24 protein-coding genes are annotated in these 24,676 nt (G+C 46.0%); 9 read left to right on the forward strand and 15 right to left on the reverse strand.

Annotated elements, in window-relative coordinates:
* Window positions 1-2: 2 nt before the first annotated feature.
* From L985_RS13920 to L985_RS13940, 5 genes are all read right to left on the reverse strand, one after another.
* Entirely contained in the window at window positions 3-1,112 is a 1,110-nt protein-coding gene (locus L985_RS13920) for a TIGR02678 family protein (protein ID WP_052169442.1), read from the reverse strand.
* Entirely contained in the window at window positions 1,099-2,577 is a 1,479-nt protein-coding gene (locus L985_RS13925) for a TIGR02677 family protein (protein ID WP_335583353.1), read from the reverse strand. The genes L985_RS13920 and L985_RS13925 overlap by 14 nt, the downstream gene beginning before the upstream one ends.
* 190 nt (window positions 2,578-2,767) lie before the next feature.
* Window positions 2,768-4,279 (reverse strand): sodium/proline symporter PutP, encoded by a 1,512-nt coding sequence (gene putP / locus L985_RS13930; RefSeq protein WP_047393061.1) that lies wholly within the window; start codon window positions 4,277-4,279, stop codon window positions 2,768-2,770.
* A 78-nt stretch (window positions 4,280-4,357) separates the two neighbouring features.
* Window positions 4,358-5,902, reverse strand: coding sequence for an L-glutamate gamma-semialdehyde dehydrogenase (gene pruA, locus L985_RS13935; protein ID WP_029342578.1), 1,545 nt, complete (start codon window positions 5,900-5,902; stop codon window positions 4,358-4,360).
* 130 nt (window positions 5,903-6,032) lie between these two features.
* Entirely contained in the window at window positions 6,033-6,320 is a 288-nt protein-coding gene (locus L985_RS13940) for a HesB/YadR/YfhF family protein (RefSeq protein WP_023469340.1), read from the reverse strand.
* A 122-nt stretch (window positions 6,321-6,442) separates the two neighbouring features.
* Between L985_RS13940 and L985_RS13945 the strand changes: the two genes are divergently transcribed.
* The 4 genes from L985_RS13945 to L985_RS13960 all read left to right on the forward strand — a co-directional run bounded on the left by L985_RS13945 (window position 6,443) and on the right by L985_RS13960 (window position 10,646).
* The gene (locus L985_RS13945) at window positions 6,443-7,282 is read left to right on the forward strand and encodes a hypothetical protein (RefSeq protein ID WP_047393056.1); all 840 of its coding nucleotides are present in this window, start codon (window positions 6,443-6,445) and stop codon (window positions 7,280-7,282) included.
* 13 nt (window positions 7,283-7,295) lie between these two features.
* Window positions 7,296-7,745 carry a thioredoxin-dependent thiol peroxidase gene (bcp, locus tag L985_RS13950; RefSeq protein WP_047393053.1) on the forward strand — a complete coding sequence of 150 codons (450 nt, stop codon included), beginning with the start codon at window positions 7,296-7,298 and terminating at the stop codon, window positions 7,743-7,745.
* 331 nt (window positions 7,746-8,076) lie between these two features.
* The gene (locus L985_RS13955) at window positions 8,077-9,726 is read left to right on the forward strand and encodes a peptide ABC transporter substrate-binding protein (RefSeq protein ID WP_047393049.1); all 1,650 of its coding nucleotides are present in this window, start codon (window positions 8,077-8,079) and stop codon (window positions 9,724-9,726) included.
* A gap of 269 nt (window positions 9,727-9,995) precedes the next feature.
* Entirely contained in the window at window positions 9,996-10,646 is a 651-nt protein-coding gene (locus L985_RS13960) for a homing endonuclease associated repeat-containing protein (RefSeq protein WP_047393045.1), read from the forward strand.
* A 96-nt stretch (window positions 10,647-10,742) separates the two neighbouring features.
* Here the strand turns inward: L985_RS13960 and L985_RS13965 are convergent, their stop codons facing one another.
* Entirely contained in the window at window positions 10,743-12,440 is a 1,698-nt protein-coding gene (locus L985_RS13965) for a GGDEF domain-containing protein (protein WP_047393041.1), read from the reverse strand.
* Window positions 12,441-12,572: 132 nt separating this feature from the next.
* On the opposite strand from L985_RS13965, the gene L985_RS13970 reads away from it, so the two are divergent.
* Window positions 12,573-13,181, forward strand: coding sequence for a YktB family protein (locus L985_RS13970; RefSeq protein WP_047393037.1), 609 nt, complete (start codon window positions 12,573-12,575; stop codon window positions 13,179-13,181).
* Window positions 13,182-13,213: 32 nt separating this feature from the next.
* Here the strand turns inward: L985_RS13970 and L985_RS13975 are convergent, their stop codons facing one another.
* The 6 genes from L985_RS13975 to L985_RS14000 all read right to left on the reverse strand — a co-directional run bounded on the left by L985_RS13975 (window position 13,214) and on the right by L985_RS14000 (window position 18,221).
* Entirely contained in the window at window positions 13,214-13,723 is a 510-nt protein-coding gene (locus L985_RS13975) for a hypothetical protein (protein WP_047393034.1), read from the reverse strand.
* 161 nt (window positions 13,724-13,884) lie between these two features.
* A complete protein-coding gene (locus L985_RS13980) occupies window positions 13,885-14,958 on the reverse strand; it encodes an ABC transporter substrate-binding protein (protein WP_047393031.1) in 1,074 nt (357 codons plus the stop codon).
* 3 nt (window positions 14,959-14,961) lie between these two features.
* Window positions 14,962-15,762: an ABC transporter permease gene (locus tag L985_RS13985; protein ID WP_029342587.1), complete on the reverse strand. Its 801-nt coding sequence runs from the start codon at window positions 15,760-15,762 to the stop codon at window positions 14,962-14,964.
* Entirely contained in the window at window positions 15,762-16,571 is an 810-nt protein-coding gene (locus L985_RS13990; protein ID WP_047393027.1) for an ABC transporter permease, read from the reverse strand. The genes L985_RS13985 and L985_RS13990 overlap by 1 nt, the downstream gene beginning before the upstream one ends.
* On the reverse strand, window positions 16,568-17,662 hold the full coding sequence (locus L985_RS13995) for an ABC transporter ATP-binding protein (protein WP_047393023.1): 1,095 nt from the start codon (window positions 17,660-17,662) through the stop codon (window positions 16,568-16,570). Before L985_RS13995 ends, L985_RS13990 begins: the two co-directional genes overlap by 4 nt.
* Window positions 17,663-17,675: 13 nt before the next feature.
* On the reverse strand, window positions 17,676-18,221 hold the full coding sequence (locus tag L985_RS14000) for a helix-turn-helix domain-containing protein (RefSeq protein ID WP_083254825.1): 546 nt from the start codon (window positions 18,219-18,221) through the stop codon (window positions 17,676-17,678).
* A 187-nt stretch (window positions 18,222-18,408) separates the two neighbouring features.
* Here L985_RS14000 and L985_RS14005 point away from each other — a divergent pair, with 187 nt between their 5' ends.
* From L985_RS14005 to L985_RS14015, 3 genes are read left to right on the forward strand one after another with little or no spacing between them, the layout of a single operon-like run.
* On the forward strand, window positions 18,409-19,254 hold the full coding sequence (locus L985_RS14005) for a DegV family protein (protein WP_047393014.1): 846 nt from the start codon (window positions 18,409-18,411) through the stop codon (window positions 19,252-19,254).
* 59 nt (window positions 19,255-19,313) lie between these two features.
* Entirely contained in the window at window positions 19,314-20,045 is a 732-nt protein-coding gene (locus L985_RS14010) for a hypothetical protein (RefSeq protein ID WP_029342592.1), read from the forward strand.
* A gap of 51 nt (window positions 20,046-20,096) precedes the next feature.
* On the forward strand, window positions 20,097-20,444 hold the full coding sequence (locus L985_RS14015) for an iron-sulfur cluster biosynthesis family protein (protein WP_047393010.1): 348 nt from the start codon (window positions 20,097-20,099) through the stop codon (window positions 20,442-20,444).
* A 229-nt stretch (window positions 20,445-20,673) separates the two neighbouring features.
* On the opposite strand, the gene L985_RS14020 is transcribed toward L985_RS14015, so the two are convergent.
* From L985_RS14020 to L985_RS14030, 3 genes are all read right to left on the reverse strand, one after another.
* Window positions 20,674-22,716, reverse strand: a complete 2,043-nt coding sequence (locus L985_RS14020) for a bifunctional diguanylate cyclase/phosphodiesterase (protein ID WP_047393006.1) — start codon at window positions 22,714-22,716, stop codon at window positions 20,674-20,676.
* A gap of 184 nt (window positions 22,717-22,900) precedes the next feature.
* Window positions 22,901-23,638 carry an anti-sigma factor gene (locus tag L985_RS14025; protein WP_029342595.1) on the reverse strand — a complete coding sequence of 246 codons (738 nt, stop codon included), beginning with the start codon at window positions 23,636-23,638 and terminating at the stop codon, window positions 22,901-22,903.
* Window positions 23,619-24,182 carry an RNA polymerase sigma factor gene (locus tag L985_RS14030; protein ID WP_029342596.1) on the reverse strand — a complete coding sequence of 188 codons (564 nt, stop codon included), beginning with the start codon at window positions 24,180-24,182 and terminating at the stop codon, window positions 23,619-23,621. The genes L985_RS14025 and L985_RS14030 overlap by 20 nt, the downstream gene beginning before the upstream one ends.
* 226 nt (window positions 24,183-24,408) lie before the next feature.
* Between L985_RS14030 and L985_RS14035 the strand changes: the two genes are divergently transcribed.
* Complete coding sequence (locus L985_RS14035; RefSeq protein WP_023469359.1) at window positions 24,409-24,672, forward strand: metal-sensitive transcriptional regulator; 264 nt, start codon at window positions 24,409-24,411, stop codon at window positions 24,670-24,672.
* Window positions 24,673-24,676 lie beyond the last annotated feature (4 nt).

Consider the following 24,676-nt stretch of genomic DNA (forward strand, 5'->3'; position numbering starts at 1 on the left):
CTTCATGTTCCGATCATCCGACCAAATCCCGAATGCAGAACAATCATTTCTGACTCTTCTTCGACTTCTATAAGCTCCCAGTTTCGCAGTAACGGAATTAACTCCTTCGCGATCACACGCGCTGTACTCTCCCGGTACTGTTTAGACCATTTCGCTTCATACGTCTGTTTTGTTTGTTCAATCAAAGCATGAAATTCGAATAACGTCATCCGGATCCCTCCCATCTCATCCGGCACAGGTGCTTCTTGCCGCAGCTTCGTCGCGACGTGCAGCGCGACCGTCGAAATTCCTTTCTTATCCGGGAACAAGGTAAAGCGTTGTTTCGCTTCAGGTAAAACGAGAAGTGCCGCATTCTTAAACACTTCTAATCGAAACGGTGTATACCGTTCGAACTCATCGACGAGACGATTACGGAAATTGCGGATATACGCGAAGTCCAAGTCGTCCTTCGATTCACGATAGACGATCGGTGATAACATCAACTTCCGGTATACACGTTTTCGCCGTTCATCGTCTTTTTGTCGTGACCATTCACTTGATAGAACCGATTCGATCGAATCATACTGAAACAAATCTTCTGGATACGAACGCATGAAGTAACGGGCGTGCACACTGACTTCATACAACACTTCCTCCGTATCGTTCATCGCAAATGCATCGATTTCGCCATCCACTGTTCGAATCAGCTTTAACGCATCCAGCTGCTTCAATGCTCGGACGAGCGATTTTCGATGCTGATAATTCGTCCAATCGATTGGAAGTTCACCAGGATACATTTCTTCGATCTCTTCTGTCAGATGTGTTAGTAGAAATTGTTCATCTGTTGATTTTCCTTCCGTGAAGGCTAACGCACAACAAAAGATCGCGTAATCCATTGGTTCAACGAATGATTGGATGCCCATCCAGGCTTTAGGATCGACAGGAATCTTCTCCAGTTTGATGAAGTGCTGATGCACGATCAAATCGAAGCCGAATTTTTCCGACACATATCGCTTCAGCTGGTGCTCTTGTTCGCGTAAACGGTGATAGACAAGTGGTTCATCGGCACGCAACACCCAAAACTGTTCAAATAAAATTCCGAGCGCTTCCTCCATCCGTTCATCTTGTTGCATCCGCTTCACCTCTTTTCTCTAAAAACTCATAATGCACATCCGGCATTTCCAAATCCCCATCAGTCGAACGCAGGATGACACGTTCTTGTTGAATCGTCACGCGAACCGTCGTTCCAAATTCCGTCTGTACTAATTGATCTTCATGTAACATCGCTTTTCCGACCCAGTTCAACAATAACTTTCGAACGAAAGGCTCAATGACCGGTAACTGCTTGATACGCAACCAGCGCTCATCCATGTACTGTTCGATGATCTGTCGTTGCTGATTAAGTCGTGACAGATACTCGCGTTGAACGGCTTCAATTTCTGCTTTTCGATCGATGATGGCTATTGTCTTATTCGCATTCCGTGTCGGTTCCGCTCGCTCATTCACGACGTGTTCAATCGGTTGCTCTTCCCAAATATCCGTATAGAGATCATCGGTTGGCCTCGCGTCACCAACGAAGTGTTTCGTATGAAAAATCCCGAATACGACGGACGATAATTCATGCGCTTCTTCGATCGAGTCCAATCGTTCGAACCATTTCGCTAAATGTTCGTAATCGCGCCGCCGACTTCTGAATTGTTGATGACGCTCACTCATTCGTTGCACGACACGCGTAATGCGCCGGATTGCCTCGTTCGTCCGCTCCTGAAGGCGTTCGAATTCACTTTCGCCGTAAGCTGATCCTAAAAACCATTCTTTGAGACTTTTCCACTTTTCAAGCTGCTCTGTTAAGGTATCTCGCTGCTCTTCTTCAATTCGAAAAGTCTGTTGTTGATGCAAGACGACCTTTTCGAAAAACAATCGCAACGATTCGTCCGAAAACTCCGTCAGTAATTCCTGAATTTGATTGGATGTTCGTTGCAGACCAACGATGAAATCACGTAAATAGATCGTAAAACGATCCTTATAGACGAGAAAGGCTTCCGTCTTCATTTTTTCCGCGACTTTTTCACTATGAATATAGGCGATATAGTCTGATGTATTCCGCGTGATTTGCCGGAAGTACGTCATGGCATCAGCCCATAATTGAGCAGATTCCTCAGCTGATTGATGATTTGACTTCTCGATTTTCAAGAGAACCTGATACAGGCGCTCGAACTGTGTCTTCTCGAGTGAGCCCCCGAACGTATCACCCATCTGTTCTAGCTGAACCATCATCCGTTCGAATTCAACCGTATACGGTGTGCATTGATACCGTGCATTTTTCTTTTTATACTCATCAATCGTTTTCGCTTTCCTATGATCCTGACTCGCGATGAGGTTTCCCCACTTCGTAAGTGATTCTAAATCCTGTTGCACCATTTCAAGCGTATAATCTTCGAACTCCTCATACTGTTTCAAATAATCGAAGATTTCTTCCGGGAATAAGAACTCCCGCATCCGTTCATGCTGTATGTAGAAATAACGTAGGATTGGACGATAAATCCAAGCCTTCTCTGCTGTTAAGTATGTCGCTTCCTTGATTTTTCTTTTGATCACTGGATCCAACTATTCCGCCTCCCTTCTCTTTAATTGTAACTTTATCCCAATATAATTAATATATTTTCCATGAAAAAATAAATCAGATATCAATGATTTGCGTCTCTTCTAAAATTATTCGACAAAAAATAGCGGCTGCTCCTCATCGAGAACAACCGCTATCATTAGTTCGTATCGTTTTTCGTTTGAATTAAACAATCTTCCGCTCAGGTTCCGCACCTTTTAGTTGTGCTTGTACTTGATCGAATTCATCATAAATCGCTTGACTTGGTTCCTTCGTCACGAGACTACCGATGACGAGCGCGATCGTCGAAGCGATGAAAGCTGGAATCATCTCATACATTTCCGAAATGTAGGATGGTAATCCATCAACATTTTGGTTAATGAGAATCCAAGCGATGACGACGACGGATCCCGTAATCATTGAAGCAAGTGCTCCCGTCTTGTTCATCCGGCGCCAAAGCAGGCTGAACAGAACGACTGGTCCGAACGCTGAACCAAAGCCAGCCCATGCGTATCCGACGAGCGTCAGGATCGACTTCTGCGCGCCAAACGATAAGAGAATCGCAAGAACCGCTACGACTAGAACCATGACGCGACCCATGATCATCAGTTCACGGTCTGAAGCACTGCGTTTAAAGAAACGGTGATAGAAATCATTTGTTGCCGCACTCGAAGAGACGAGTAGCTGTGTCGAGATCGTCGACATGATCGCAGCAAGTAATGCTGCTAACAACAGTCCCGTAATGAACCCAGGGAAGAGATCTCGTGATAACTGAATGAAGACATTCTCTGGATTTTTTAGTCCAGCACTTTGTTGTGTGAAATAGGCATAACCGATTAAACCTGTCACCATCGCACCAACGATCGAGAACGTCATCCAGATCATTCCGACGCGACGTGCTGACTTCATCTCATGTAAGTTACGGATCGCCATGAAACGAACGATGATATGCGGTTGACCGAAATACCCGAGTCCCCACGCCAGGAGCGAGACGATACCGATCGTCGTCGTCCCTTTGAAGAGCTCCAGTTTCGAGCCGTCCGTCGACCGGATCGTCTCGAGCGTCTCATTGATCCCGCCACTTAAAGTCAGCGCGACAGCTGGTACGATCAGCAACGCGATGACCATGATCATCCCTTGCACGACGTCCGTCCAACTGACGGCAAGGAAACCACCGAGGAAGACATACGCAATGACGACACCTGCTAGAATCCAAAGACCTGTCGTGTACTCGAGACCAAAGACGGCTTCGAACAAACGACCACCTGCGACAAAACCACTTGATGCGTACATTATAAAGAATATTAAGATAACTCCAGCTGAAACCGTACGCAATACACCACTTTTATCGTGGAATCGTTTTTCAAAGTAATCGGGAATCGTGATCGCATCCCCTGCATGTGCCGTATACGCACGCAGACGCGGCGCGACGAGTAACCAGTTGGCATAAGCGCCAAGCAATAATCCGATGACGATCCATCCACTGGACAGACCAGTTGCATACATCGCACCCGGCAATCCCATCAACAGCCAGCCACTCATGTCACTTGCTCCTGCAGAGAGCGCCGTGACGACGGGACCGATCGTACGTCCCCCAAGCATGTAGTCATTCATGTTCTTTGTCCGATAATACGCAATGACGCCAAGTGCGACCATCAGTCCGAGATACAACAAAATCGCAAACCACATTCCGTTCATCCTTGCTCCCCCTTTTTCCGTGATATAAGAAAAACGGGCATGCAGGTCGCACACCCGTTTCATCTATTAAACACCATTTCAGAACATTTCTGAAGTTGTTTTTGCTTGAAGATGTAAAGTCAAGTAATCCGGTCCGCCTGCTTTTGAATCCGTACCTGACATGTTGAATCCACCGAATGGTTGGTAGCCAACGATTGCTCCTGTGCATCCACGGTTGAAGTAGAGGTTACCGACGTGGAAGTTCGCACGCGCGTACTCTTGGTTCGTCCGGTCTTGTGTGATGACAGCACCTGTCAAACCGTATTCCGTGTTGTTCGCGATGTCGATCGCTTCTTTGAAATCTTTCGCTTTCGTGAAGGCGACGACTGGTCCGAAGATCTCTTCTTGCATCAAACGATCCGTTGGTTGAACGTCCGCGACGACTGTCGGTGAGACGAAGAATCCTGTTGAATCATCTGCCGTACCACCTGCGACGATACGTCCTTCTTCTTTTGCGACGTCGAAGTATGACGTGATTTTCTTGAATGCTGCTGCGTCGATGACTGGTCCGACATTATTTGAGACATCCGTCGGGTTACCGATGCTAAGTTTGTTCGTGTTCGCGACGACTTTTTCGAGCAACTCGTCATAGACAGAGTCGAGTGCGACGACACGTGAACAAGCTGAACATTTTTGACCCGAGAATCCAAATGCTGCTTTCGTGATCATGTCCGCTGCGTAATCGAGGTCAGCCGACTCATCGATGACCATCGTATCTTTTCCGCCCATTTCCGCGATGACGCGTTTGAGCCAGATTTGACCTTCGTTTAGTTTCGATGCCCGCTCGTTGATGCGAAGACCGACATCGCGTGATCCCGTGAAGCTGATGAAACGTGTTTTCGGGTGATCGACGAGGTAGTCACCGACTTCTGCTCCTGAACCGGGTACGAAGTTCAAGACGCCAGCCGGAAGACCAGCCTGCTCCATCACTTCGACGAATTTCGCTGCGACGACCGGTGTCGTCGATGCGGGTTTCAAGAGGATCGGGTTCCCTGCCACGATTGCTGCGACAGCTGTTCCAGCCATGATCGCGAGTGGGAAGTTCCATGGTGAGATGATGACACCAACACCGAGTGGAATGTAATCATAACGGTTGTATTCGCCTGGACGACTCTCGACTTTTTTGCCGTCTTTTAAGACGAGCATCTGACGTGCGTAGTACTCGAGGAAGTCGATCGCTTCTGCTGTATCGGCATCAGCTTCGTTCCAAGGTTTCCCTGCTTCTTTTACGAGGTAGGCAGAGAACTCATGCTTCCGCTTACGGATGATGTTCGCTGCTTTGAATAGGACGTCCGCACGTACAGACGGATTGACGAATTTCCATGTTTCGAAAGCTGTGACTGCTGCTTGCATCGCTTCTTCTGCATGTTCCTGTGTCGCTTTCGAGACACGTCCGACGATCTCTTCTTTGTTAGCCGGATTGACGGAGACGATTTTATCTTCCGTCGTCACATGTTTTCCACCGATGACGAGCGGATAATCTTTGCCGAGTTCTTGCGTGACGAGTGCAAGTGCCTCTTCGAACGCTTTCTTGTTTGCTTCTTGTGAGAAGTCCGTGAATGGTTCGTGTTTGTACGGAATCATCTCTATTCCCCCTTTAATCTCTACTTTAAATCGCTTACATTCTCCATTGTACAGAAGCATGAGTCCGCTTACAATTATTCTAGTCAAAAAAATAGAGGAGAGACCGATTTGGTCTCTCCTCAGTTCTCGATTATTCCTTTGCTTGTGAGAAGACGATCTCTTCATGTTCAATTGAAACTTTGACGTCTTGTCCTTGGAATAACCAGTCATCTTGATCCGAGACGACGAAGTGGATGCCGTCGACAACTTCTTCGACCGCTGCCCGTTCGACTTCTTCCATATGAACACCAACCGAGAAACCTTGTGTTAAATCCGTTGAGCCACCATATTTTGCAAAGAAGCGAATCGTATCTCCTGATTTTGCTTCCATCTCATCTTTAAAGTATTGTAATGCCTCATCTGTAATATGAATTTTCATATCTATCACTCCCCTTTCGTTTAGTGTACCGATATCCTACTCAAAAAAGCGAATTTCCTGTATGGTAGAGACAAGATTAGCTAAGGAATCACCATGAAACATTCATCTTAGGAGGAATTCGAATGAAACGATCGCTCGTAGTGCTGCTTGCGACCAGTCTCGTACTCGTCGGTTGCGGAAACGACTCCTCGTCTTCTACAGATACCAAATCCCCGAAGACGACGGAAACGAAACAACAGAAGGCTGAACAAGCCGTTATTGACGTCTATCAAACATACGAAAAAACGCTCGGTCAATCAGGACGAGCAGATGCAAAAGACCTTGCATCGATTGAATATACGGGTGACGAAAAACTACTTGAGCCGCTCGCCGTCGGTGCGAAGAACTTGAATGTCGTTCCCGGTAAGGTCGTCAAGTCGTTCCAAAAAGGCGATGTCGCCTACATCATCCACGAATTCAAGGATGCGAAAGGATCGATTCTCCCGAACCGAGGATCGAAGCTGTTATTGAAGAAAGACGATGAATGGAAGATCGTCCTGACACCGACGACATTCGATCCGTCCGTCTTCTCGACGCTTGGCGACATGTTCACTGGATTTAACGCTGACGAGTATGGTGTCAATGCGAAGGCGGCCGACGAGATCGGAAAAACGGATGAAAAAGAGCAGGATGCTGTCTTCTCTCGCGTCAATGCCCAAACGGATTATATGGCACTCGAGATGAACAGTAATATCCTGATGATTTACGGTGAGGCATTGAAGAACGAAGGAAATCCTGAGACGCTCGTTGATTACTATCAAGACTATGCAGACTGGTATGAAGAAGAACAACCACTCCTCATGAAGACGGCGAAAGCCGGAACGGATTATGAGAAGTACTTGATTGCCCTCGATCCTTTAAAAGAAAGTCTTCAAAAGAAGCTTGAGAAATATGCGGATCAATTAAACATGGAATTAGGATAAGGAGGAGTTTTTCATGCAAGCACCTACATTTACCCTTCCGAACGCACAAGGAGAACCGATTTCCCTCGAGGATTATCGTGGAAAAAAAGTCGTACTCTATTTCTATCCGAAGGATTCAACGCCTGGTTGTACGACCGAGGCGTGTGATTTCCGTGATGCGTCGCAAGCGTTCGAAGAAAATAACACCGTCATTCTCGGTGTTTCTGCTGATAGTCAGAAACGGCATCAAAACTTTATTGCAAAATACGAATTACCGTTCCAATTGTTATCAGATGTCGAGCACGAAGTGTGTGAGCAATATGGCGTCTGGCAACTGAAAAAGAATTACGGGAAGGAATATTTTGGAATTGTTCGTTCGACTTTCCTGATTGATGAGTCCGGTGAAATCGTCAAGGAATGGCGCAGCGTAAAAGTAAAGGATCACGTCGCAGAAGCACTCCAGTACGTCCAAGAGCAGAAATAAGCTCAAGAACCAGTTGTTTTATACAACTGGTTCTTTTTGTATTAAATCCTTTTAAATACTCCTAATTTTATCCTTACATAAAAATAATTTTTCGTGAAAAAACGTTGGTATCACACATAAATTTAATAATTTTGAAATAATCTGAAAATATTCTATTGATTTTTCTGAATATTGTATTTATTATTGATAACAAGTTGATCCGGTGCTTTCCACAGCTTAAGAATAAAAGGCGATGACCCCTCTTATTTTTAGTCGGACACCGGATCGCTATCCTATTCGGTTCTTATCGTTTCACCAGATATATCTATTTCTTTTGGGAGGGATTTACTTTATGGAAAAGAAAAAGGCACTTGCACTCGTCGGAGCACTGACAATCGCTGGATCAAGTCTTGCGGCATGTTCGACGACAGATGAAGGTAAAAAAGAAGGCGGTTCGACATCGGGAGAAAAATCTTCAGACAAACAAGTCTTGAATATCATCAGCGGTTCGGATATTCCAGCACTTAGCCCGACAGTCGCAACAGACTCTGTATCCTTCACAGTCTTGAACAACGTTCAAGAAGGTCTGTTCCGTCTAGACGAGAATCAAGAAGCAACACCAGGTGTTGCGGAGAGTGTTGATGTTTCTGAAGATGGACTTACATACACGTTCAAACTTCGTGATTCGAAATGGTCGGATGGCAGCGATGTCACAGCAAAAGACTTCGAATACGCATGGAAACGCGTCCTTGATCCGAAGAGTGGTTCGCAGTATGCATACATCATGTATATCATCGATGGTGCAGAAGCTTACAACACAAGTAAAGGAAAAGCAGACGATGTCGCGGTCAAAGCGGTTGATGACAAAACACTTGAAGTCAAGTTGACTCAACCAGCTGAATACTTCAAATCGTTGACTGGTTTCGGTTCATTCATGCCACTAAAACAAGAATTCGTTGAGAAACAAGGTAAAAACTTTGCTTCGAAGCCGGACACATTCCTTTACAACGGACCATTCGTCCTCTCAGATTGGAAAACGGATGTTGGCTGGAGCTATAAGAAAAACGATCAGTACTGGGATAAAGATAATGTCAAACTTGAAGAAATCAACACGAAAATCGTTAAAGAAGTCTCTACAGGCGTCAACTTGTACGAAAAAGGTGACATCGATCTAGCTGGTTTAACGAGTGAGTTCGTTGATCAATACAAAGACAAAGAAGACTTTGATACACGTCTTGATGCAGCAATGTACTATATCCAAATGAACTTCAAGAATGACCTCTTGAAAAACAAGGATATCCGTAAAGCGATCGACTCAGGATACGATAAGAAGCAGATGGCTGATGTTCTCTTGAACAACGGTTCGATCCCTGCTTACTACTACGTACCAAAAGACTTCGCGAAAGGTCCAGACGGTAAAGATTTCCGTGATGGCAACGAAGGTTTCGGTTCATATGACGCATCATCTGCAAAAGCATCATTCGAAAAAGGACTGAAAGCCGTCGGCAAGAAGTCTCTCAAACTCGAACTTCTTTCATACGATGATGACAACTCGAAAAAAATCTCGGAGTACCTCAAAGGCGAGTGGGAGAAAAACCTTCCAGGTCTTGAAGTCACGATCAAACAACAACCATTCAAGAACAAGTTGGATCTCGAGTCTAAAGGTGAGTTCGAGCTATCGTTCGCAGGATGGGGACCTGACTATCAGGATCCGATGACATTCCTCGATATGTGGGTAACTGGTGGACCATACAACCGTGGTAAGTACACAAGCGATAAGTATGATTCACTCATCAAGTCAGCTCAAAAAGAAGTAGATGCTGAGAAACGCTGGCAGGCTCTCAAGGATGCTGAGAAAACACTCCTTGAAGAGGATCAAGCGATCTCAGTTATGTACCAAAAAGGTGTTTCGCTTCTTCGTAAACCGTACGTCAAAGGAATCGTCAACCACAAAGTCGGTGCCGATACTTCGTACAAATGGGCTTACATCGAAGGAAAATAAGTTATATCAAAAGACCAGATTCGCTGACGAGCGTGTCTGGTCTTTTTTTCCATCTGAGTCGTTTGTCCTATTTTTCTGAATAGAATTAAAATTTCGTGTCATTCTGTTTTCATTTCCATGACTTCCATTTATACTAAGCAAAGAATCCGATTCACTTTATTTACAATATTTTGCGGGAATTATTCATAATTAATGGAAATGTACCGATATATCTAATACAGAGGACTTTTGCCTCAATACTACATCGAACTAGGAAGGAGGACTCACTCATGAAGCAACGTGTACTTACGAGTCAACAGAGTTATACAGAAGAGCAACTTGAGATGATTGAAGCCATCCGTGCGGTCGGTGAACTCATCCAGGACCGTCCACGCCGTACTGTCTATCGCCGTTATGCTTTAGTTAATGACTGGCCTCAGCCGGAAAATATCATTCGTCAATTCGGATCGTGGCCGGAAGCTTTGTCTGCTGCTGGATACGAGTGGAATGTCGATCAACAGCCGGAGGAGCTCGAGCGGGCACCAAAATATACGAAAGACGAAATCTTAAAGTCGTTCGAACGGTACGCACAAGACGTCGGCTCTACGATCACACTCAAGAAGTACCAGATGTGGCGTAAATCCGTCCATCATGCACCGAGTCACTATCACATCGTCAAGATGTTCGGTTCGTGGCACGATGCGTGTACCGCTGCAGGACTTGAAGCGAGCGTCACTTATTCGAAAGCTGAACTTGCTGCTTCTCTGCGTCAAGCAATCGAGGAAGTCGGCTTTGCCCTCTCTTTTGAAGCGTATCGGGAATGGGCAAAACGGAACAACAAACCGTCGACGAAAGCTTTACTTCATCGTTATGGTTCTTGGTCAGCTGCAATCCATGCGATTGAAAACGAGATTCGTCTCAGCAAACAACAAGCACAATGAACTTATTCTTTTTCGATCCTTCTCGTTCATCTGAACTGGGAGGATTTTTTATATCAAAAAAGAAGATAGCGTCTCTGCCACCTTCTTCTACTTGATTTAAATAACCTTCTCTTTCCACTCCTGATACGATGCGACACGGTCGCGTCCTTGGAACTTCGCTCCGACGTACATCGCGCGGTCGGCATTTCGAATCAAACTCGCAAGATCACCAAGTTCCTTTAATGTATCGATTCCGATACTAGCCGTAATCCGGAGCGTATGTCCTTCGACTAAGATTGGATTTGCATGCAACGTCTCGCGAATTCGTTCTGCGACGATTTGGGCAGAATCAAGATCCGTATTCGGTAGTAAAATGACGAATTCCTCTCCCCCGTAACGCGCGACAAGATCCGTGATACGTGTTGCCTGCATCAATAACTTCGCAACTTCAAATAGGACGACGTCTCCGACTTCATGCCCGTACGTATCATTAATTTGTTTAAAATGATCTAGATCGATCATTAAGGCTGAAAACGGATAAAGATCGCGTTGTTTAATACGACGATCGCCCCACTCTTGCAAGGCACGATAGTTCGGTAGTTTTGTCATCGCATCCGTCCGACTGTCTGTCAACAAGCGCTCTCGTTCGTGTGCTCGTTCCACTGCCCACGACAGAACACGTAAAGCGCGGTATAGCTCATATCCGAAATCCTGTGTGAATTCACCACTTGCGTTCGAGGCAAGGAGCAACGAGCAGTTGATCGTCTCTGTCGCTTCCGGTTGAATGAAGAGGACGGACTGTGTCTCTTCCGGCAAACTATCGTAAAGACGGATATCCCACTCCTGTTGCATCCCGTAAAGAAGAACTTCTTCTTTTTCGATGATGTCTTCAATGATTCGCCCTTCGACATGATCGGCTTTTAACTTTCGTCCATCCTTCAACGAATAGTACACGCTTTGCTTTCCTTCTTTGAAATCAAACTTAATCCAAGCGATATCCGGTTTGACGAATTGATTAAGCTGTCGTAGATATCGTTCAATGATGAACTGGGCATCGCCGTCCTTCCAAGCAGCCTCTTTCAAACGCTCAATCTGTTCCCAATGTTCGATCCGATCCGTCGCTTCGACCGAACTCCCCAGTGCGCGTTTGATGATGAATAAGGCAAACGCCGCCATGACAAGTCCACTATTTCCGTTTCCTTGAACGACGAGCGTACTGAAAATCCCGTATAACAATTCTGCCGTGATGACGACCGCTTCAAAACGTAGCAGCTGGAACATGACGTCACTTGGAATGTTTTCTCCAAGAAGAAATCGAGATAACTGATATTGCAATAAGAGGACGATCCAAAGAATCGCGACCATCGCCAGTAACGGCACGACGTTTTCTGTCAATACGAACGCTTTGCCATGCGTTCCACCGAGTGCATTATAAGCAAGACCTGCTGGAACGATCAAAAACAATTCGAGGGAAACGTTGAACGGATAGTTATGTAACATCCGTCGACGTCCGATTGGTGTATGAATCGTTCGCAACTGATAGATAAGCATCGTCAATTGCCCGACAAAAATCGCTGATAACAATCCATACGTTAAGAATGTGAAGAGAACGAATCCAAAATGGAAAGTAAAACTCATATGGCGACGGCGTACAGGATCGACGACAAAAATCGTCGATAAGGCGGCAATCAATAAGAATGTAAACAAATCGATGCTGAGATTATAATCCTTCGACTTCGCAAAAAGATCGATGCCAATGACGATTACGAAAAAAACAACCCAGCTTCGAAGGAGATATTGTTGAAAACGACGCACAAAACATTCCCCTTCCTTTAAATTATGTAGTTGTATATTACTGGAAATCGATATGTCCATTATTCTACTTTTCAAGCAAAAAGTCGAACTTCGTTGGTATCCTTTGATACAATTGACGCGAGGTGATTTTTCATGACAAAAACATTCACGCAACACGCATTTGATACATTTCAAATTGATGGATTAGAACCACGGATGGAAGCGATTCGCGAACGCATCCAGCCGGTCTTTCGGGACATCGGTCAGGAAGTCGCACCTGACTTAACGGTCGCAACAGCAGAAGATGTCCATGTCCATATCGCGCAACACGCTCGCCGGAAGGTCAATCCTCCAAAAGATACTTGGATGGCATTCTCCCCCGATAAACGTGGATACAAAAAGCATCCCCATTTCCAAGTCGGTCTGTTTGATGATCATCTGTTCATTTGGCTCGCTTATATCTATGAGTTGCCGAACAAACAACAATATGCGTCAAAACTGTTGCAGCATACCGAACTGCTGACATCCCTTCCTGATGATTTCGTCGTCTCATACGACCACATGAAAAAAGACGCTGTTTCCGTTCATGAGACGGATATTGAAAAAGGATTACAACGTTTCCACGACGTCAAAAAGGCAGAATTCCTTGTCGGCCGCCATATTTCGGCAGAACAAGTGCATCAATTATCACGCGAAGAATTACTGGAAATGATTCGAAATACCTATTCGTATCTCGTACCACTCTACAAAACGATTAAATAAAAAGGATGGCCGAATCGGTCATCCTTTTTACATTAGTTATATTTTACTAGAATTGACATGACTTGTGTACGGTCGGAATTCAAATTTAGATAAATGTTGACCTGTTTTGAGGAAACCGTCATGACGTTGAATGTTTTATCGAGTTTCGCTGTCGGATACGCTTTTTTAACTTCCTTGACCGTCATAGTCCGTTTAACCTGCTTCGGATCATAGACGATAGCACTGACTTTCGCTTTTGAATCTTTCACACCATACGTAGAACAGTAATGGAGGGCACGATCCGCTGAGGCGAGACCATTTCCGCTTTGACACCAATTCGAGTTCTTTTCCCCCTTGTACGCTTTATGTACTTGTGCAAGTGTCGTTTTTTCAAGTACGACTTTTCCATCGAGTGAACGCGCTTGTTTCGCTTGTGTTTGAATTTCTTGCAACCATTTGACGTCTATCTGTTTTGTTGCTTCGACCGGTTGGTTATATGAAGTGCCTGACACGATGCTGACAGTGAGAGCGGCAGTTAAGATGATTCCTAAGACTTGTTTCATGATGATGTCCTCCTCGGCGCCTATGAAAGGCGTTGATAATAAACTGATTCCCCTATTTCAAAAAATTATTCAGTTTTTATAGTTTTTTTCTGGGAACTTATATTTATTTTTTTGATGAGAAATAAAAAAGAACCTAGTGTCGCATGACACTAGGTTCTGCCTCATTTCTTATGCATCTTAAACTCCAAGAACAACTCATTGTAATGCGCGAGCATTTTCTTTCCGAGGTTCTCATAGACTTCAAGCGTATCAGTAACTTGTTTATCAGGATAGAATCGCTCATCGGTCCGAACCGATTTATCGAGCAGTTTCAAGCCTTCTTTGTTTGGTGTCGAATAGCCGACGTAGTCTGCGTTCTTCGCTGAAATATCAGGACGCAACATGAAGTTGATGAACTCATGTGCCCCCTCGACGTTTTTCGCTGTCTTCGGAATGACGATGTTGTCGAACCAGACGTTTGATCCTTCTTTTGGAATGACATAGTCGAGATTCTCGTTTTCACTCATGATCTCGTTTGCGTCACCAGACCAGACGACACCAAGTCCTGCTTCTTCATTCGCGAGCAATAACTTGATCTCGTCCCCGACGATTGCCTTGACGTTTGGTGTCAGGCGCATCAAGTTCGCTTTGGCTTCCTGTAGTTTCGACTCATCCGTTTCATTCAACGAATAACCTAGACTATTCAGGCTCATCCCCATGACTTCACGGGCACCGTCAGCGAGTAGAATCTGATTCTTTAGCTTCGGATCCCAAAGGTCCTTCCAGCTCGTCGGTTTTTTCCCACCAATTAAGTCTTTATTATAAACGATACCGACCGTTCCCCAGAAATACGGAATCGAGTACTTGTTGTTCGGATCGAACGATAAATCTAGAAAGCGTGAATCGATGTTTTTGAGATTCGGAATCTTTTGATGATCGATTGGAACGACGAGCTTCTCATCGATCATCTTCGCAATCGCATAGTCGGACGGAACGGCGATATCGTATGTCGTTCCGCCTTGTTCGATCTTCGTCAGCATTGCTTCGTTTGAATCGAATGTTTGATAGACGACCTTGATGCCGCTCTCTTTTTCAAACTGTTTGATCAATGCTGGGTCGATGTAATCGCCCCAGTTGTAGATGTTCAGGACATTTTTACCCGAATACCCTTGTGTCTCGTTCAACTGATTCAAGGTGAATAGGATGACACCTGAAATCAAGAAAATCGCGGCGAACAATTGAATCAATTTTTTCAACGGTCATTTCACCTCCGGTCGCGAAAGCTTCGTAGCAGCTCGTTGGTTCAAGAAGTAGTAGCCGATGACGAGTAAGAACGTAAACAAGAAGATGACAGTCGACAAGGCGTTGATCTTCATCGAAATTCCTTGACGGGCAAGAGAGTAGATTTCTACAGATAATGTCGTAAAGCCATTTCCTGTCACAAAGAACGTCACCGCAAAATCATCAAGTGAGTACGTCAATGCCGTGAAGAAGCCGGCAAAGATACCTGGTGTAATGTACGGCAGGATGACTTTCGTCAGAACGTCCCAACGGCTTGCACCTAAGTCACGCGCTGCATCAACGAGCGTCGGACTCATCTCCTGCAACTTCGGCAGGACGAGAATGACGACGATCGGTACCGAAAATGCGATGTGTGACAGTAAGACCGACGTAAACCCGAGCTGGATGCCAAGTAGCGTGAAGAAAATCAAGAACGATGCCCCGATGATGACATCCGGACTGACGATCAAGATGCTGTTCAGTGTTAGTAATGACGTCTCGACTCGCTTCTTGCGCACGGCTTGAATTCCGATCGCTCCGAACACGCCAAGAATCGTCGAGATCGCTGCGGATAACAAGGCGATGACGAGTGTGTTCAAGACGATGATCAACAAGCGTGAGTCTTGGAAGACTTCCTTGTACCAATCCCACGTGAACGAATCGAAGTTCGTCATGTTATCAGCACTATTAAACGAATAGAATGCCAAGTAGAAAATCGGAGCATACAAAATGATGAAGACACCGATTAAATAAAGATTTGCTAGTTTCAGACGTTTCATCAAGTCGTCGCTCCTTTCTTCCGTTTCGTGCTCGTTAACGCAAGGATGATTGCCATCGCGATGATGAGGAAGACGGCAATCGTCGCTCCCATACCCCAGTTTTGCGTTACGAGGAACTGCTGTTCAATCGCTGTACCGAGCGTGATGACGCGGTTCCCGGCAATCAGACGCGTAATCATGAACAGCGATAATGCCGGAATGAAGACGAGCTGACAGCCCGATTTCACACCATCAAGCGTCAACGGGAAGACGACACGGCGGAACGTCGTGAAGTTCGATGCCCCAAGGTCACGTGCAGCGAAGACGAGTGACGGACTCAATTTTTCGATCGCGTTGAAGATCGGTAGGATCATGAACGGAATGAAGATATAGACCGATACGAAAACAAAACTGAAGTCGGTAAAGAGAATCTGTTGTCGCCCGATCCCAATCGCTTCAAGCGTTTGGTTCGCGAGACCATACGTACTGAACAATCCGATGAAGGCATAAGCTTTCAGCAACAAGTTGATCCACGTCGGCAAGATGATCAGCAATAGCCACAGCTGTTTATGCTTCGTTTTCGTCAACAAGTAAGCGGTTGGATAACCGATCAAGAGCGAAAACACCGTGATCAAAAACGCATACCAGAACGAGCTGAGTGTCATCGTCAAATATGTCGACGTAAAGAAGTTCTGGTAGTTCTCAAATGAGAAGTTGCCATCCAAATCAAGGAACGAATAGTAGACGACGAGTACGATTGGTGCAATGACAAACAAGGCAATCCAGAATAGATACGGAATGAGATACCAGTTACGTGTTTTTTGCATCATAACACCCCGTCGTAAGATTCCAGACGCTTATCAAATTCTTCCTCTGTCTCATTCAGTCGCATGACGTGAATCGCTTCTGGATCAAATGTCAGTCCGATTTGCTCACCCACCGTCGCTTTTTTCGTACTGTGGACGAGCCATTCGTTACCGACTTCATCCATACAAGCGATCTCATAGTGCACGCCACGGAAGAGTTGCGAATCGACGGTGACTTGTAGTTTCCCTTGTGTCACGTTCGTGATTTCAAGATCCTCCGGACGGATGACGATCTCGACCGGTTCGTTTAGTTCAAGACCACGGTCGACACATTCGAATTCCTTTTCTGCGAACCAGACTCGGCAATCTTCCACCATTCGGCCTGGAATGATGTTCGACTCACCGATGAAATCAGCGACGAAGCGGTTGATCGGTTCGTCATAGATATCTGTCGGCGTACCCGATTGTTGGATGACACCGTGGTTGAGGACGAAAATCTCATCCGACATCGCGAGTGCTTCTTCCTGGTCGTGCGTGACGAAGATGAACGTGATCCCTAGGCGACGTTGTAAGTCGCGGAGCTCATACTGCATCTCCGTCCGTAGTTTTAAATCGAGTGCTGAGAGTGGTTCATCAAGCAGGATGACTTCCGGCTCATTGACGATCGCCCGGGCAATCGCGACACGTTGCCGCTGTCCACCTGACATCTCGGTGATTTCTCGTTTCTCATAACCAGACAAGTTGACGAACTTCAATGCATCCGTCACACGTTTAGCGATTTCTGCTTCTTTCACCTTCTTGATCCGAAGACCAAAGGCGATGTTCTCGAAAACGTTCAAGTGCGGGAAGAGTGCATAGTCTTGGAAAACAGTGTTGACTTGACGTTTGTTCGCCGGTACATCGTTGATCCGTTTTCCATTGAAGATGATGTCTCCTTCTGTCGCTTCCGAAAAGCCAGCAATCAGTCGTAAGATCGTCGTTTTCCCACAACCCGATGGTCCGAGTAACGTATAGAACTTCCCGCGTTCGATTTCAAAGCTAACTTGGTCGAGGACGGTCTGATCGTCGTATCGTTTCGTAACGTCCTTGAATTGAATGATCGTAGTATCTGCCAATCTAGTTCCTCCTTTATAAGTATGAGTCAGTCGCAGTCACGAGGACCTTCGCCTCTTGTGTCGACTCATTGCGTAATTGATGAATTTCTGAAGCCTTATAGTAAAGTGTCTCCCCTTGATTCGCTACAAAAGACTGATGACCAAGCGTCAGCGTGACGCTTCCTGCCAACACGTAGACGAATGTTTCAGCACCCGACGGTTCATATGTCTTAAATGCTCCATCTGGTGCGAGTGTCAGCAAGACCGGTTCCATCTCTTTTTCGTTCGATTCTGGAATGAGCCATGTGACATGATACCCTTGCTCCTCATCGGCATACGTCGTGACATCCTCTTCCCCATAGACGACTTTTTGATTGAGTGTGTCCTCATCAAAGAAATCCTTCGGGGAGATGCCAAGGACCTCAAGGAGATGAAACAACGTCTCGATCGACGGGGAACTGATTTCCCGTTCGAGTTGCGAGATATATCCTTTACTCAGGTCTGTTCTTTCCCCTAGTTCCTCTTGCGTCAATCCCTTTTGAAGACGGAGGTTCTTGATTTTTTGTCCGATTGAGTACAATCGACGTCCTCCTCTCATCGGCTTAGTTTAGTATAAGATGACTAAAAGTTTACTAATCACGTACCGATTATAGCGTATTTCATTATTTAATCAACTAAAACGTTCAATATTTTTTAATGTTCATTTGACAGCGAGAACGCTTACACCTACAATTAATATCAGGTACTAATTTAAGGAGGAACTTGTTATGCGGATCGCTTGGATCACTGATAGTACAACGATTTTACCGGATACGATTGCTCGGCGCGATGATCTTTCGGTTGTCCCTTTACTCGTCATGAAGGATGGAGAAAGTTTCATCGATGGTGTCGATGTTGATGCGGAGACTGTCTACAGCTGGATTGATGCAAAACATAAGGTAACAACGAGCCAACCTTCGATCGGAAGTTTCACCGAGCATTATGAACGGTTGAAAGAAGAATATGATGTCGGTTTTGCTGTTCACTTATCGAGTGAACTGAGCGGAACGTACAGCGCTTCCGTTCAAGGGGCAGAGATTGCTGGTTTTCGTCTGATTGCAATCGATTCCCGCTGTGGCATTTACCCAGCCGGTCAACTTCTGACAGAAGCAATTGAACTCGTCGAAGCGGGGCACTCGATCGAATCCGTCGAACAGATCATTCTCGAGCGTCGTTTCGATCACCACATTGAATTCACGGTTGCGAACCTCGATCAATTACAAGCAGGTGGACGCATTTCTTCGACGAAGGCATTCGTCGGTAACTTGTTGCAGCTTCGCCCGTTATTCCACTTTGAAGAAGGAAAGATCGTTCCTTATCAAACCGTCCGGACATTCAAGAAAGCCCATTCGAAAATTTTTGATCATCTCGTCGCGATTATTGAACAGGGGCAAGTGACCGATATTTCTTTATTCCATGCGACAGCGTATGAACTGGCACTCGAATGGAAACAACGCCTCGAATCGAAGTACGATGTGCGTGTCCGCATTGATGACTTAACACCGGTTCTCGGTTCGCATACGGGGAATCCAGCTATTGGTATGTCCTTTTTGAACCCGACGCGCCGACCTTGATGACTAATGAAAATGATTTTTGGGTAAACCTTCTTTAGAGAATAAAGGAGGTTTTTTGTTTGAAAAATAATAAATGGATTTGGCTCAACTGGGTCGGCTTCATCTTCACGATTGCCGTGAACGCTCTCGATGGAGGAAAGACGGGACGGATTTCCGACTCGATCATCACATTGTTCAAACCTGCTGGATATGCATTCTCGATTTGGGGATTGATTTATGCGGTATTACTCATCTGGTTGATTTTACAATCGATTCCGAAATTCAAGGAACACGAACTCGCGAAAAAAATCGGACCATGGTTCTTAATCAGCTGTCTGTTCAACGCGGGTTGGATCGTCTCGTTCACGTTTGAACTGTTCGTTGTCTCGGTCGTCGTCATCGTCGGTCTATTGCTATCATTGATCGTCATCTACTCAAAAATTGATCGTGAGACGAAAGGGTTACGCTTCAAGTTACCCTTCTCGCTGTATCTCGGCTGGGTATCGGTCGCAACGATTGCTGATATCTTCCTGACGATTAACGCAGAAGGTGTGACATCTTGGCTCGGAATCGGAGATGCGGGTTGGACGATGATCATACTTGTCGTCGGAGTCATCATCGCGCTTCTCTTCATGTTCGCTAACCGTGATCCGATTTATCCGCTCGTCTTCGTCTGGGCATACATCGCGATCAATTTCGAGTCCGATAACGGTCTCGTCGATACGACGGTTCTCGGTAGTGTCGTCTTATTATTAGCCGGTTACATCTTCCTTCTCGTCCGGATGCGCCGCCAGGTCAGCGTGAGCAAGTGACGTTCTTTTCCGCTACAAACGGCGTATACTAAGGTAAAGGAGTGAATGACCATGAACATCACATTTACACCATCTGCTCAGGAGCGGATCCGCCAATTACGCGGTGAAGTATCCGGTCAACTGCACCTCTATTACGATACAGAGGGTTGCGGTTGCGGAAACTCTGGTATTTTCAGTATTCGTATCGTCGATGAAGCGACACCGGAAGACATGACGATCGACTCGAACGTTGGTCCCGTTCTCGTCAAACGGTGGTCGAGCCATTTCCTCGATCAAGAAATGAAACTCGATTACAACGCAGAGAAAAAATCCCTCATCTTAAAAAGTGATGGACAATACTTCAATACGAATGTGCTCGTGACGGATCAGACAGGCTGTGTGCTGACGGTTCGTTCATAAGCACAGATGAAAAAGGCAACTTCCGTCGTGGAAGTTGCCTTTGTTTGTGTTCGAACAGACAGTTGCTGCGTTGAAAGCTGGATTGCCTGAGTATAGTTAAATGTACTGGATGTCTGTCTGCATCGTGCACGAGCTGGTGAAACCCAGCGCTTTGCGTCCCCCCAGACGTCGCATGCATCGTCCTCGCATGCTTATCTAGTATACGAACGAAAGTCGTGTTTGGATTGCCTCATCCGACATTTAGAACCGTTTCTTCAATCGTCCGCTGGTTTAGATCCTTGACGTGCATCGGTCTACTGTAATAGTAGCCTTGACCATAATCGCAACCGAGGCGTTTCAAGAAAAGATGCTGCTCAAGTGTCTCGACACCTTCCGCGACGACTTCGATCCCAAGACTTTTCGCGAGTTGGATGATCATTTCCGTAATCGCCGTTCCTCGTTCATCATGCGGTACTTCATCGATGAACGACTTGTCGATCTTCAGGATATCAATCGGAAGATGCTTCAGGTGCGTTAGCGACGATAGACCGGTTCCAAAGTCGTCAAGTGCAATCGTCAAACTAAGTTGTTTCAATTCACCAAGCATCGTCATCGCTCGGTCGAGGTTCTCCATGACGGACGTTTCCGTGATTTCGAGCTGTAGTTGCAATTCACTTCCATTCTTTAAGGAATGGTGAACGATTTCTTTGATCATTACGTTGTGCGACTCGGACCGGAAGTGCATCGCGGATAAGTTGACAGAGACTTGGCGAATGAAATAATCTTCCTTCTTCCAAATTTCCATCTGTGCGACGGTCTCTTTTAGTACCCACTCCGTTAAACGATGAATCAGACTATATTTCTCAGCCAGCGGGATGAACTCTGCCGGTGAGATGAAACCGAACTTCGGATGATTCCAGCGAATCAAGACTTCTGCTTGATCGACCTTTCCTGTAGCGAGTGCGATTTTCGGTTGGTAAACGAGGGCGAACTCCTTGAAGTCCGTCATCGCTCGGCGTAACGAACCGACGATCAATTGCTCTCTGCGATCCGAGTGTAGCGTTTCATCATACACGATGAAGCGGTCGCGCCCCTCGTTTTTTCCAGCACGTAACGCACTCTCCATCTGACCAATCCGCATCTCAAGCGATTCCTTCGTATTTGGTAAGATGACGCCCATCGTCGCTGTCAGATGGACTGCCTGATCTTCGAGGTCGATCGGTTGACGCACGTCCTCTAAAATCTGTTCGAATACCTCTGTCATATCTTCCTGCGAGACACGTTTGATCAGGAAGAACTGCGTACCATTGTAACGGATACATGCTTCATCTTCCTTTAGCGTCCGTAGCATCCGCTCCGCGAACTGGCGGATGACGGCATCACCCTTATCAAAACCGAATGTATCATTGACCCATTTGTATCCATCCAGATCAAGTAATGCCATCGCCATTTCCTGTTTCGATCGACCATAATGGGTATCGACCTTCGCCATATGATGATCGAGCCACCGGCGATTATGCAGCCCCGTCAAATGATCGGTATACGCCATCATTTGCAGTGCTCGACGTTCAAGATGAATATAAAGACCTGCAATCAAGATGACGATCAAGAAGACGGGAATCGCGACTTCGCTCAAGATATTCGACGTGATCGGAGTATCCCCGATGATTCCGGCATTAGTAGATGGAATACAAAACGAGGTGCCAAGCATCCCGACATAATGCATCGACGAGATGGCAAACCCCATCACGATCGCGATGGGAATCAGAATGCGTTTCTTATCGACATGTCGCAAACGATGAAGCAGTAGCAAGGCGATATAGGCGACCGTGACAGCAATCAAGACCGATAAGAGAAATAAGCTTGTCTCATACCGGACGGTTCCGCCGAACTCCATTGCCATCATCCCGAGATAATGCATCATGGCGATTCCGCCCCCCATCAGTCCTCCCGCTAAAATGACTTTCTTGCGTGTAATCACCGACGAATACAACAGATGGAAGGCAATGAAAGCAGCCAAAATGGCGGGAATGACGGACAAGAACATTAAAAACCAATCATAGCGAACCGTAACCGACAGCGCGAACGCGCCCATCCCGACGAAATGCATTCCCCAGATCGATAATCCCATCGTTAACGACGATAGAAACAAAGCACGCTTCTTTAAGGCAGTGGCCTTCGCCAGACGCCGATTTAACTCTAGTGAGCCGTATGATCCAATGATGGCAACAAGCACCGACAACACGACCAATGTCACTTCGTAATGTTTCGTTAAGATAATCCATTCATTCATTGTATGAGGCCTCTCTTTGTGGATTGTCATTCTCCTAACTATCGTCTGCTCGGTCTCATTTCTTCAGTAAAAATTAGAAATTCATTCGATTTCTTATCATTTCAACGCGTATTTACTTATTCCATTCAGCACCTTGCACAAAAAAAAGCGAATCCGTACGAGACGGATCCGCTAAACTTCATTCTTATAACGCAACCGATGCGACGATTTCGCCTGTCGGTTTTTCTAAATCCGGTTCGGGTTCAACCGTAATGGCGACCGCGTCCACTTTGCCGTCTCCTTTAAGTGGGAAGACAGCTGCTGCTTCTCCATCTTTTTCGATGACACCGTTCGCAGTAGGTGTTTCGCCTTCGATCGTCCATAACTGATAAAGTTGCCCTTCTTGAAGGGGTGGTAAATCTTTTAACTGAACCAGCATGTACGATTTATCGTTTTGTGTGAAAATCATGCTCGATCCTTTGATGGACTCTGTGCTTTCGAAGTTCCCCATCCCTTTGATTTCATCCATCGCTAACGTCTCAGGTGTATCCGTACTTTCTTCCTGTGAGAGGAAGTAGGCATTCGCACCAAGTGAGAGAATCAAGGCGGCGGCGATACTCATCAACCAGCCGAGTGGGACACTCTTTTTCTTCGTTTGTTGCTGACGTGCTTGTTTGATGTCTACCGGAGTAGTCATCGGTGCTTCCTTCGGAGATGCTGTCTCTGCTGAACCAAGGACTTCTCCAAGAATCCGTGCTTTCATACCTGCAGGAACGGGTCGCTCCGGAAGCGATTCAGCGATGGGAAGCATGAGTTCTTCCATTTCTAAAAGCGCTTCACGACATTCTTCGCACGTCGCAAGATGCGCTTCGAACGCGTCGCGATCTGCTGCGGATAATGTTCCATTGAAATAATCGATTAAGTCATGACAACGTTCTTCCATCTCGTTCCCTCCCATCCATTCGTTTTCGTAATGCTTGAATCGCGCTCCTGATTCGCGTCTTGACCGTTCCAAGAGGTAAATCGAGCTGCTCTGAAATCTGTTGCTGCGTCATACCCTGGAAGTAAACGAGTTCAATCAGCTCTTGCTGTTCGGGTTTCAGTTCACTAACCGCCCCGCGCACTTCAGCAGCCGTTTCCCGCTGCATGACCGTCCGCTCGACCGGCTCGTCATATCCACCATCGCGCTCCTCGACTTCGATTGTCGGTTGTCGTTTTTCGCGACGGAGACAATCAAGTGCCGCGTTACGTGTAATCGTTAAAATCCACGATGAAAACTTTCCTTTTTGTGTATCAAAATCAACACGACCATTCCAAATCTTCATCCATACTTCTTGTATGACTTCTTCGGACAACCGGTCATTATTCGTAAAGCGATGGGCGAATGAGAACAACAGCCTCTCGTACTTATCGTACAATGTCTCGAGAGCTTGCTCATCACCGCTACGCATCAGATGATAAAGCGATTCATCGGATTGAGTGTGCATCCTTCTCCTCCTTCTGATGTCAGCCTTATCATATAGTATACGCAAGCTGACACCAAATCGTTTTCGATTTTATCAAATTTCTAAGTAAAAAACTTCACCACATCCATATTCCCTCATTCTATCAAAAATATAGCTTAAAATTCTGTTGAATTGACAGCGATACCGTAATGGGCATAGCATAAAGATACTACATGACGTCAGGTCAACGGGAATCGGAGGAATAATAATGGATTATGATCGGAAGATGAAGAACCGTGTTAGTCGGATCGAAGGACAGCTACGAGGCATTTTACGGATGATGGAAGAAGGGCAAGATTGCCGCGATGTCATCACCCAGCTTTCCGCTGCCCGTTCCGCGATTGACCGGACGATCGGCGTCGTCGTCAGTTCGAATCTAATTGAGTGCGTCAAGGACGCCGAACAAAATGGCGATGGACAAACCGAGGAACTCGTCAAGGAAGCGGTCAACTTGCTCGTTAAGAGCCGCTGATATA

The sequence above is a fragment of the Exiguobacterium sp. ZWU0009 genome, from assembly GCF_000798935.2.
GTDB classification, from domain to species: Bacteria; Bacillota; Bacilli; order Exiguobacteriales; family Exiguobacteriaceae; genus Exiguobacterium_A; species Exiguobacterium_A acetylicum.

Excerpts from the sequence above, each read along its gene's own strand:
- L985_RS13920 (WP_052169442.1), bottom strand. The coding sequence starts at position 1,112 with ATGCAACAAGATGAACGGATGGAGGAAGCGCTCGGAATTTTATTTGAA.
- putP (WP_047393061.1), bottom strand. The coding sequence starts at position 4,279 with ATGAACGGAATGTGGTTTGCGATTTTGTTGTATCTCGGACTGATGGTC.
- pruA (WP_029342578.1), bottom strand. The coding sequence starts at position 5,902 with ATGATTCCGTACAAACACGAACCATTCACGGACTTCTCACAAGAAGCA.
- L985_RS13940 (WP_023469340.1), bottom strand. The coding sequence starts at position 6,320 with ATGAAAATTCATATTACAGATGAGGCATTACAATACTTTAAAGATGAG.
- L985_RS13945 (WP_047393056.1), top strand. The coding sequence starts at position 6,443 with ATGAAACGATCGCTCGTAGTGCTGCTTGCGACCAGTCTCGTACTCGTC.
- bcp (WP_047393053.1), top strand. The coding sequence starts at position 7,296 with ATGCAAGCACCTACATTTACCCTTCCGAACGCACAAGGAGAACCGATT.
- L985_RS13955 (WP_047393049.1), top strand. The coding sequence starts at position 8,077 with ATGGAAAAGAAAAAGGCACTTGCACTCGTCGGAGCACTGACAATCGCT.
- L985_RS13960 (WP_047393045.1), top strand. The coding sequence starts at position 9,996 with ATGAAGCAACGTGTACTTACGAGTCAACAGAGTTATACAGAAGAGCAA.
- L985_RS13970 (WP_047393037.1), top strand. The coding sequence starts at position 12,573 with ATGACAAAAACATTCACGCAACACGCATTTGATACATTTCAAATTGAT.
- L985_RS13975 (WP_047393034.1), bottom strand. The coding sequence starts at position 13,723 with ATGAAACAAGTCTTAGGAATCATCTTAACTGCCGCTCTCACTGTCAGC.
- L985_RS13985 (WP_029342587.1), bottom strand. The coding sequence starts at position 15,762 with ATGAAACGTCTGAAACTAGCAAATCTTTATTTAATCGGTGTCTTCATC.
- L985_RS13990 (WP_047393027.1), bottom strand. The coding sequence starts at position 16,571 with ATGATGCAAAAAACACGTAACTGGTATCTCATTCCGTATCTATTCTGG.
- L985_RS14005 (WP_047393014.1), top strand. The coding sequence starts at position 18,409 with ATGCGGATCGCTTGGATCACTGATAGTACAACGATTTTACCGGATACG.
- L985_RS14015 (WP_047393010.1), top strand. The coding sequence starts at position 20,097 with ATGAACATCACATTTACACCATCTGCTCAGGAGCGGATCCGCCAATTA.
- L985_RS14020 (WP_047393006.1), bottom strand. The coding sequence starts at position 22,716 with ATGAATGAATGGATTATCTTAACGAAACATTACGAAGTGACATTGGTC.
- L985_RS14025 (WP_029342595.1), bottom strand. The coding sequence starts at position 23,638 with ATGGAAGAACGTTGTCATGACTTAATCGATTATTTCAATGGAACATTA.
- L985_RS14030 (WP_029342596.1), bottom strand. The coding sequence starts at position 24,182 with ATGCACACTCAATCCGATGAATCGCTTTATCATCTGATGCGTAGCGGT.
- L985_RS14035 (WP_023469359.1), top strand. The coding sequence starts at position 24,409 with ATGGATTATGATCGGAAGATGAAGAACCGTGTTAGTCGGATCGAAGGA.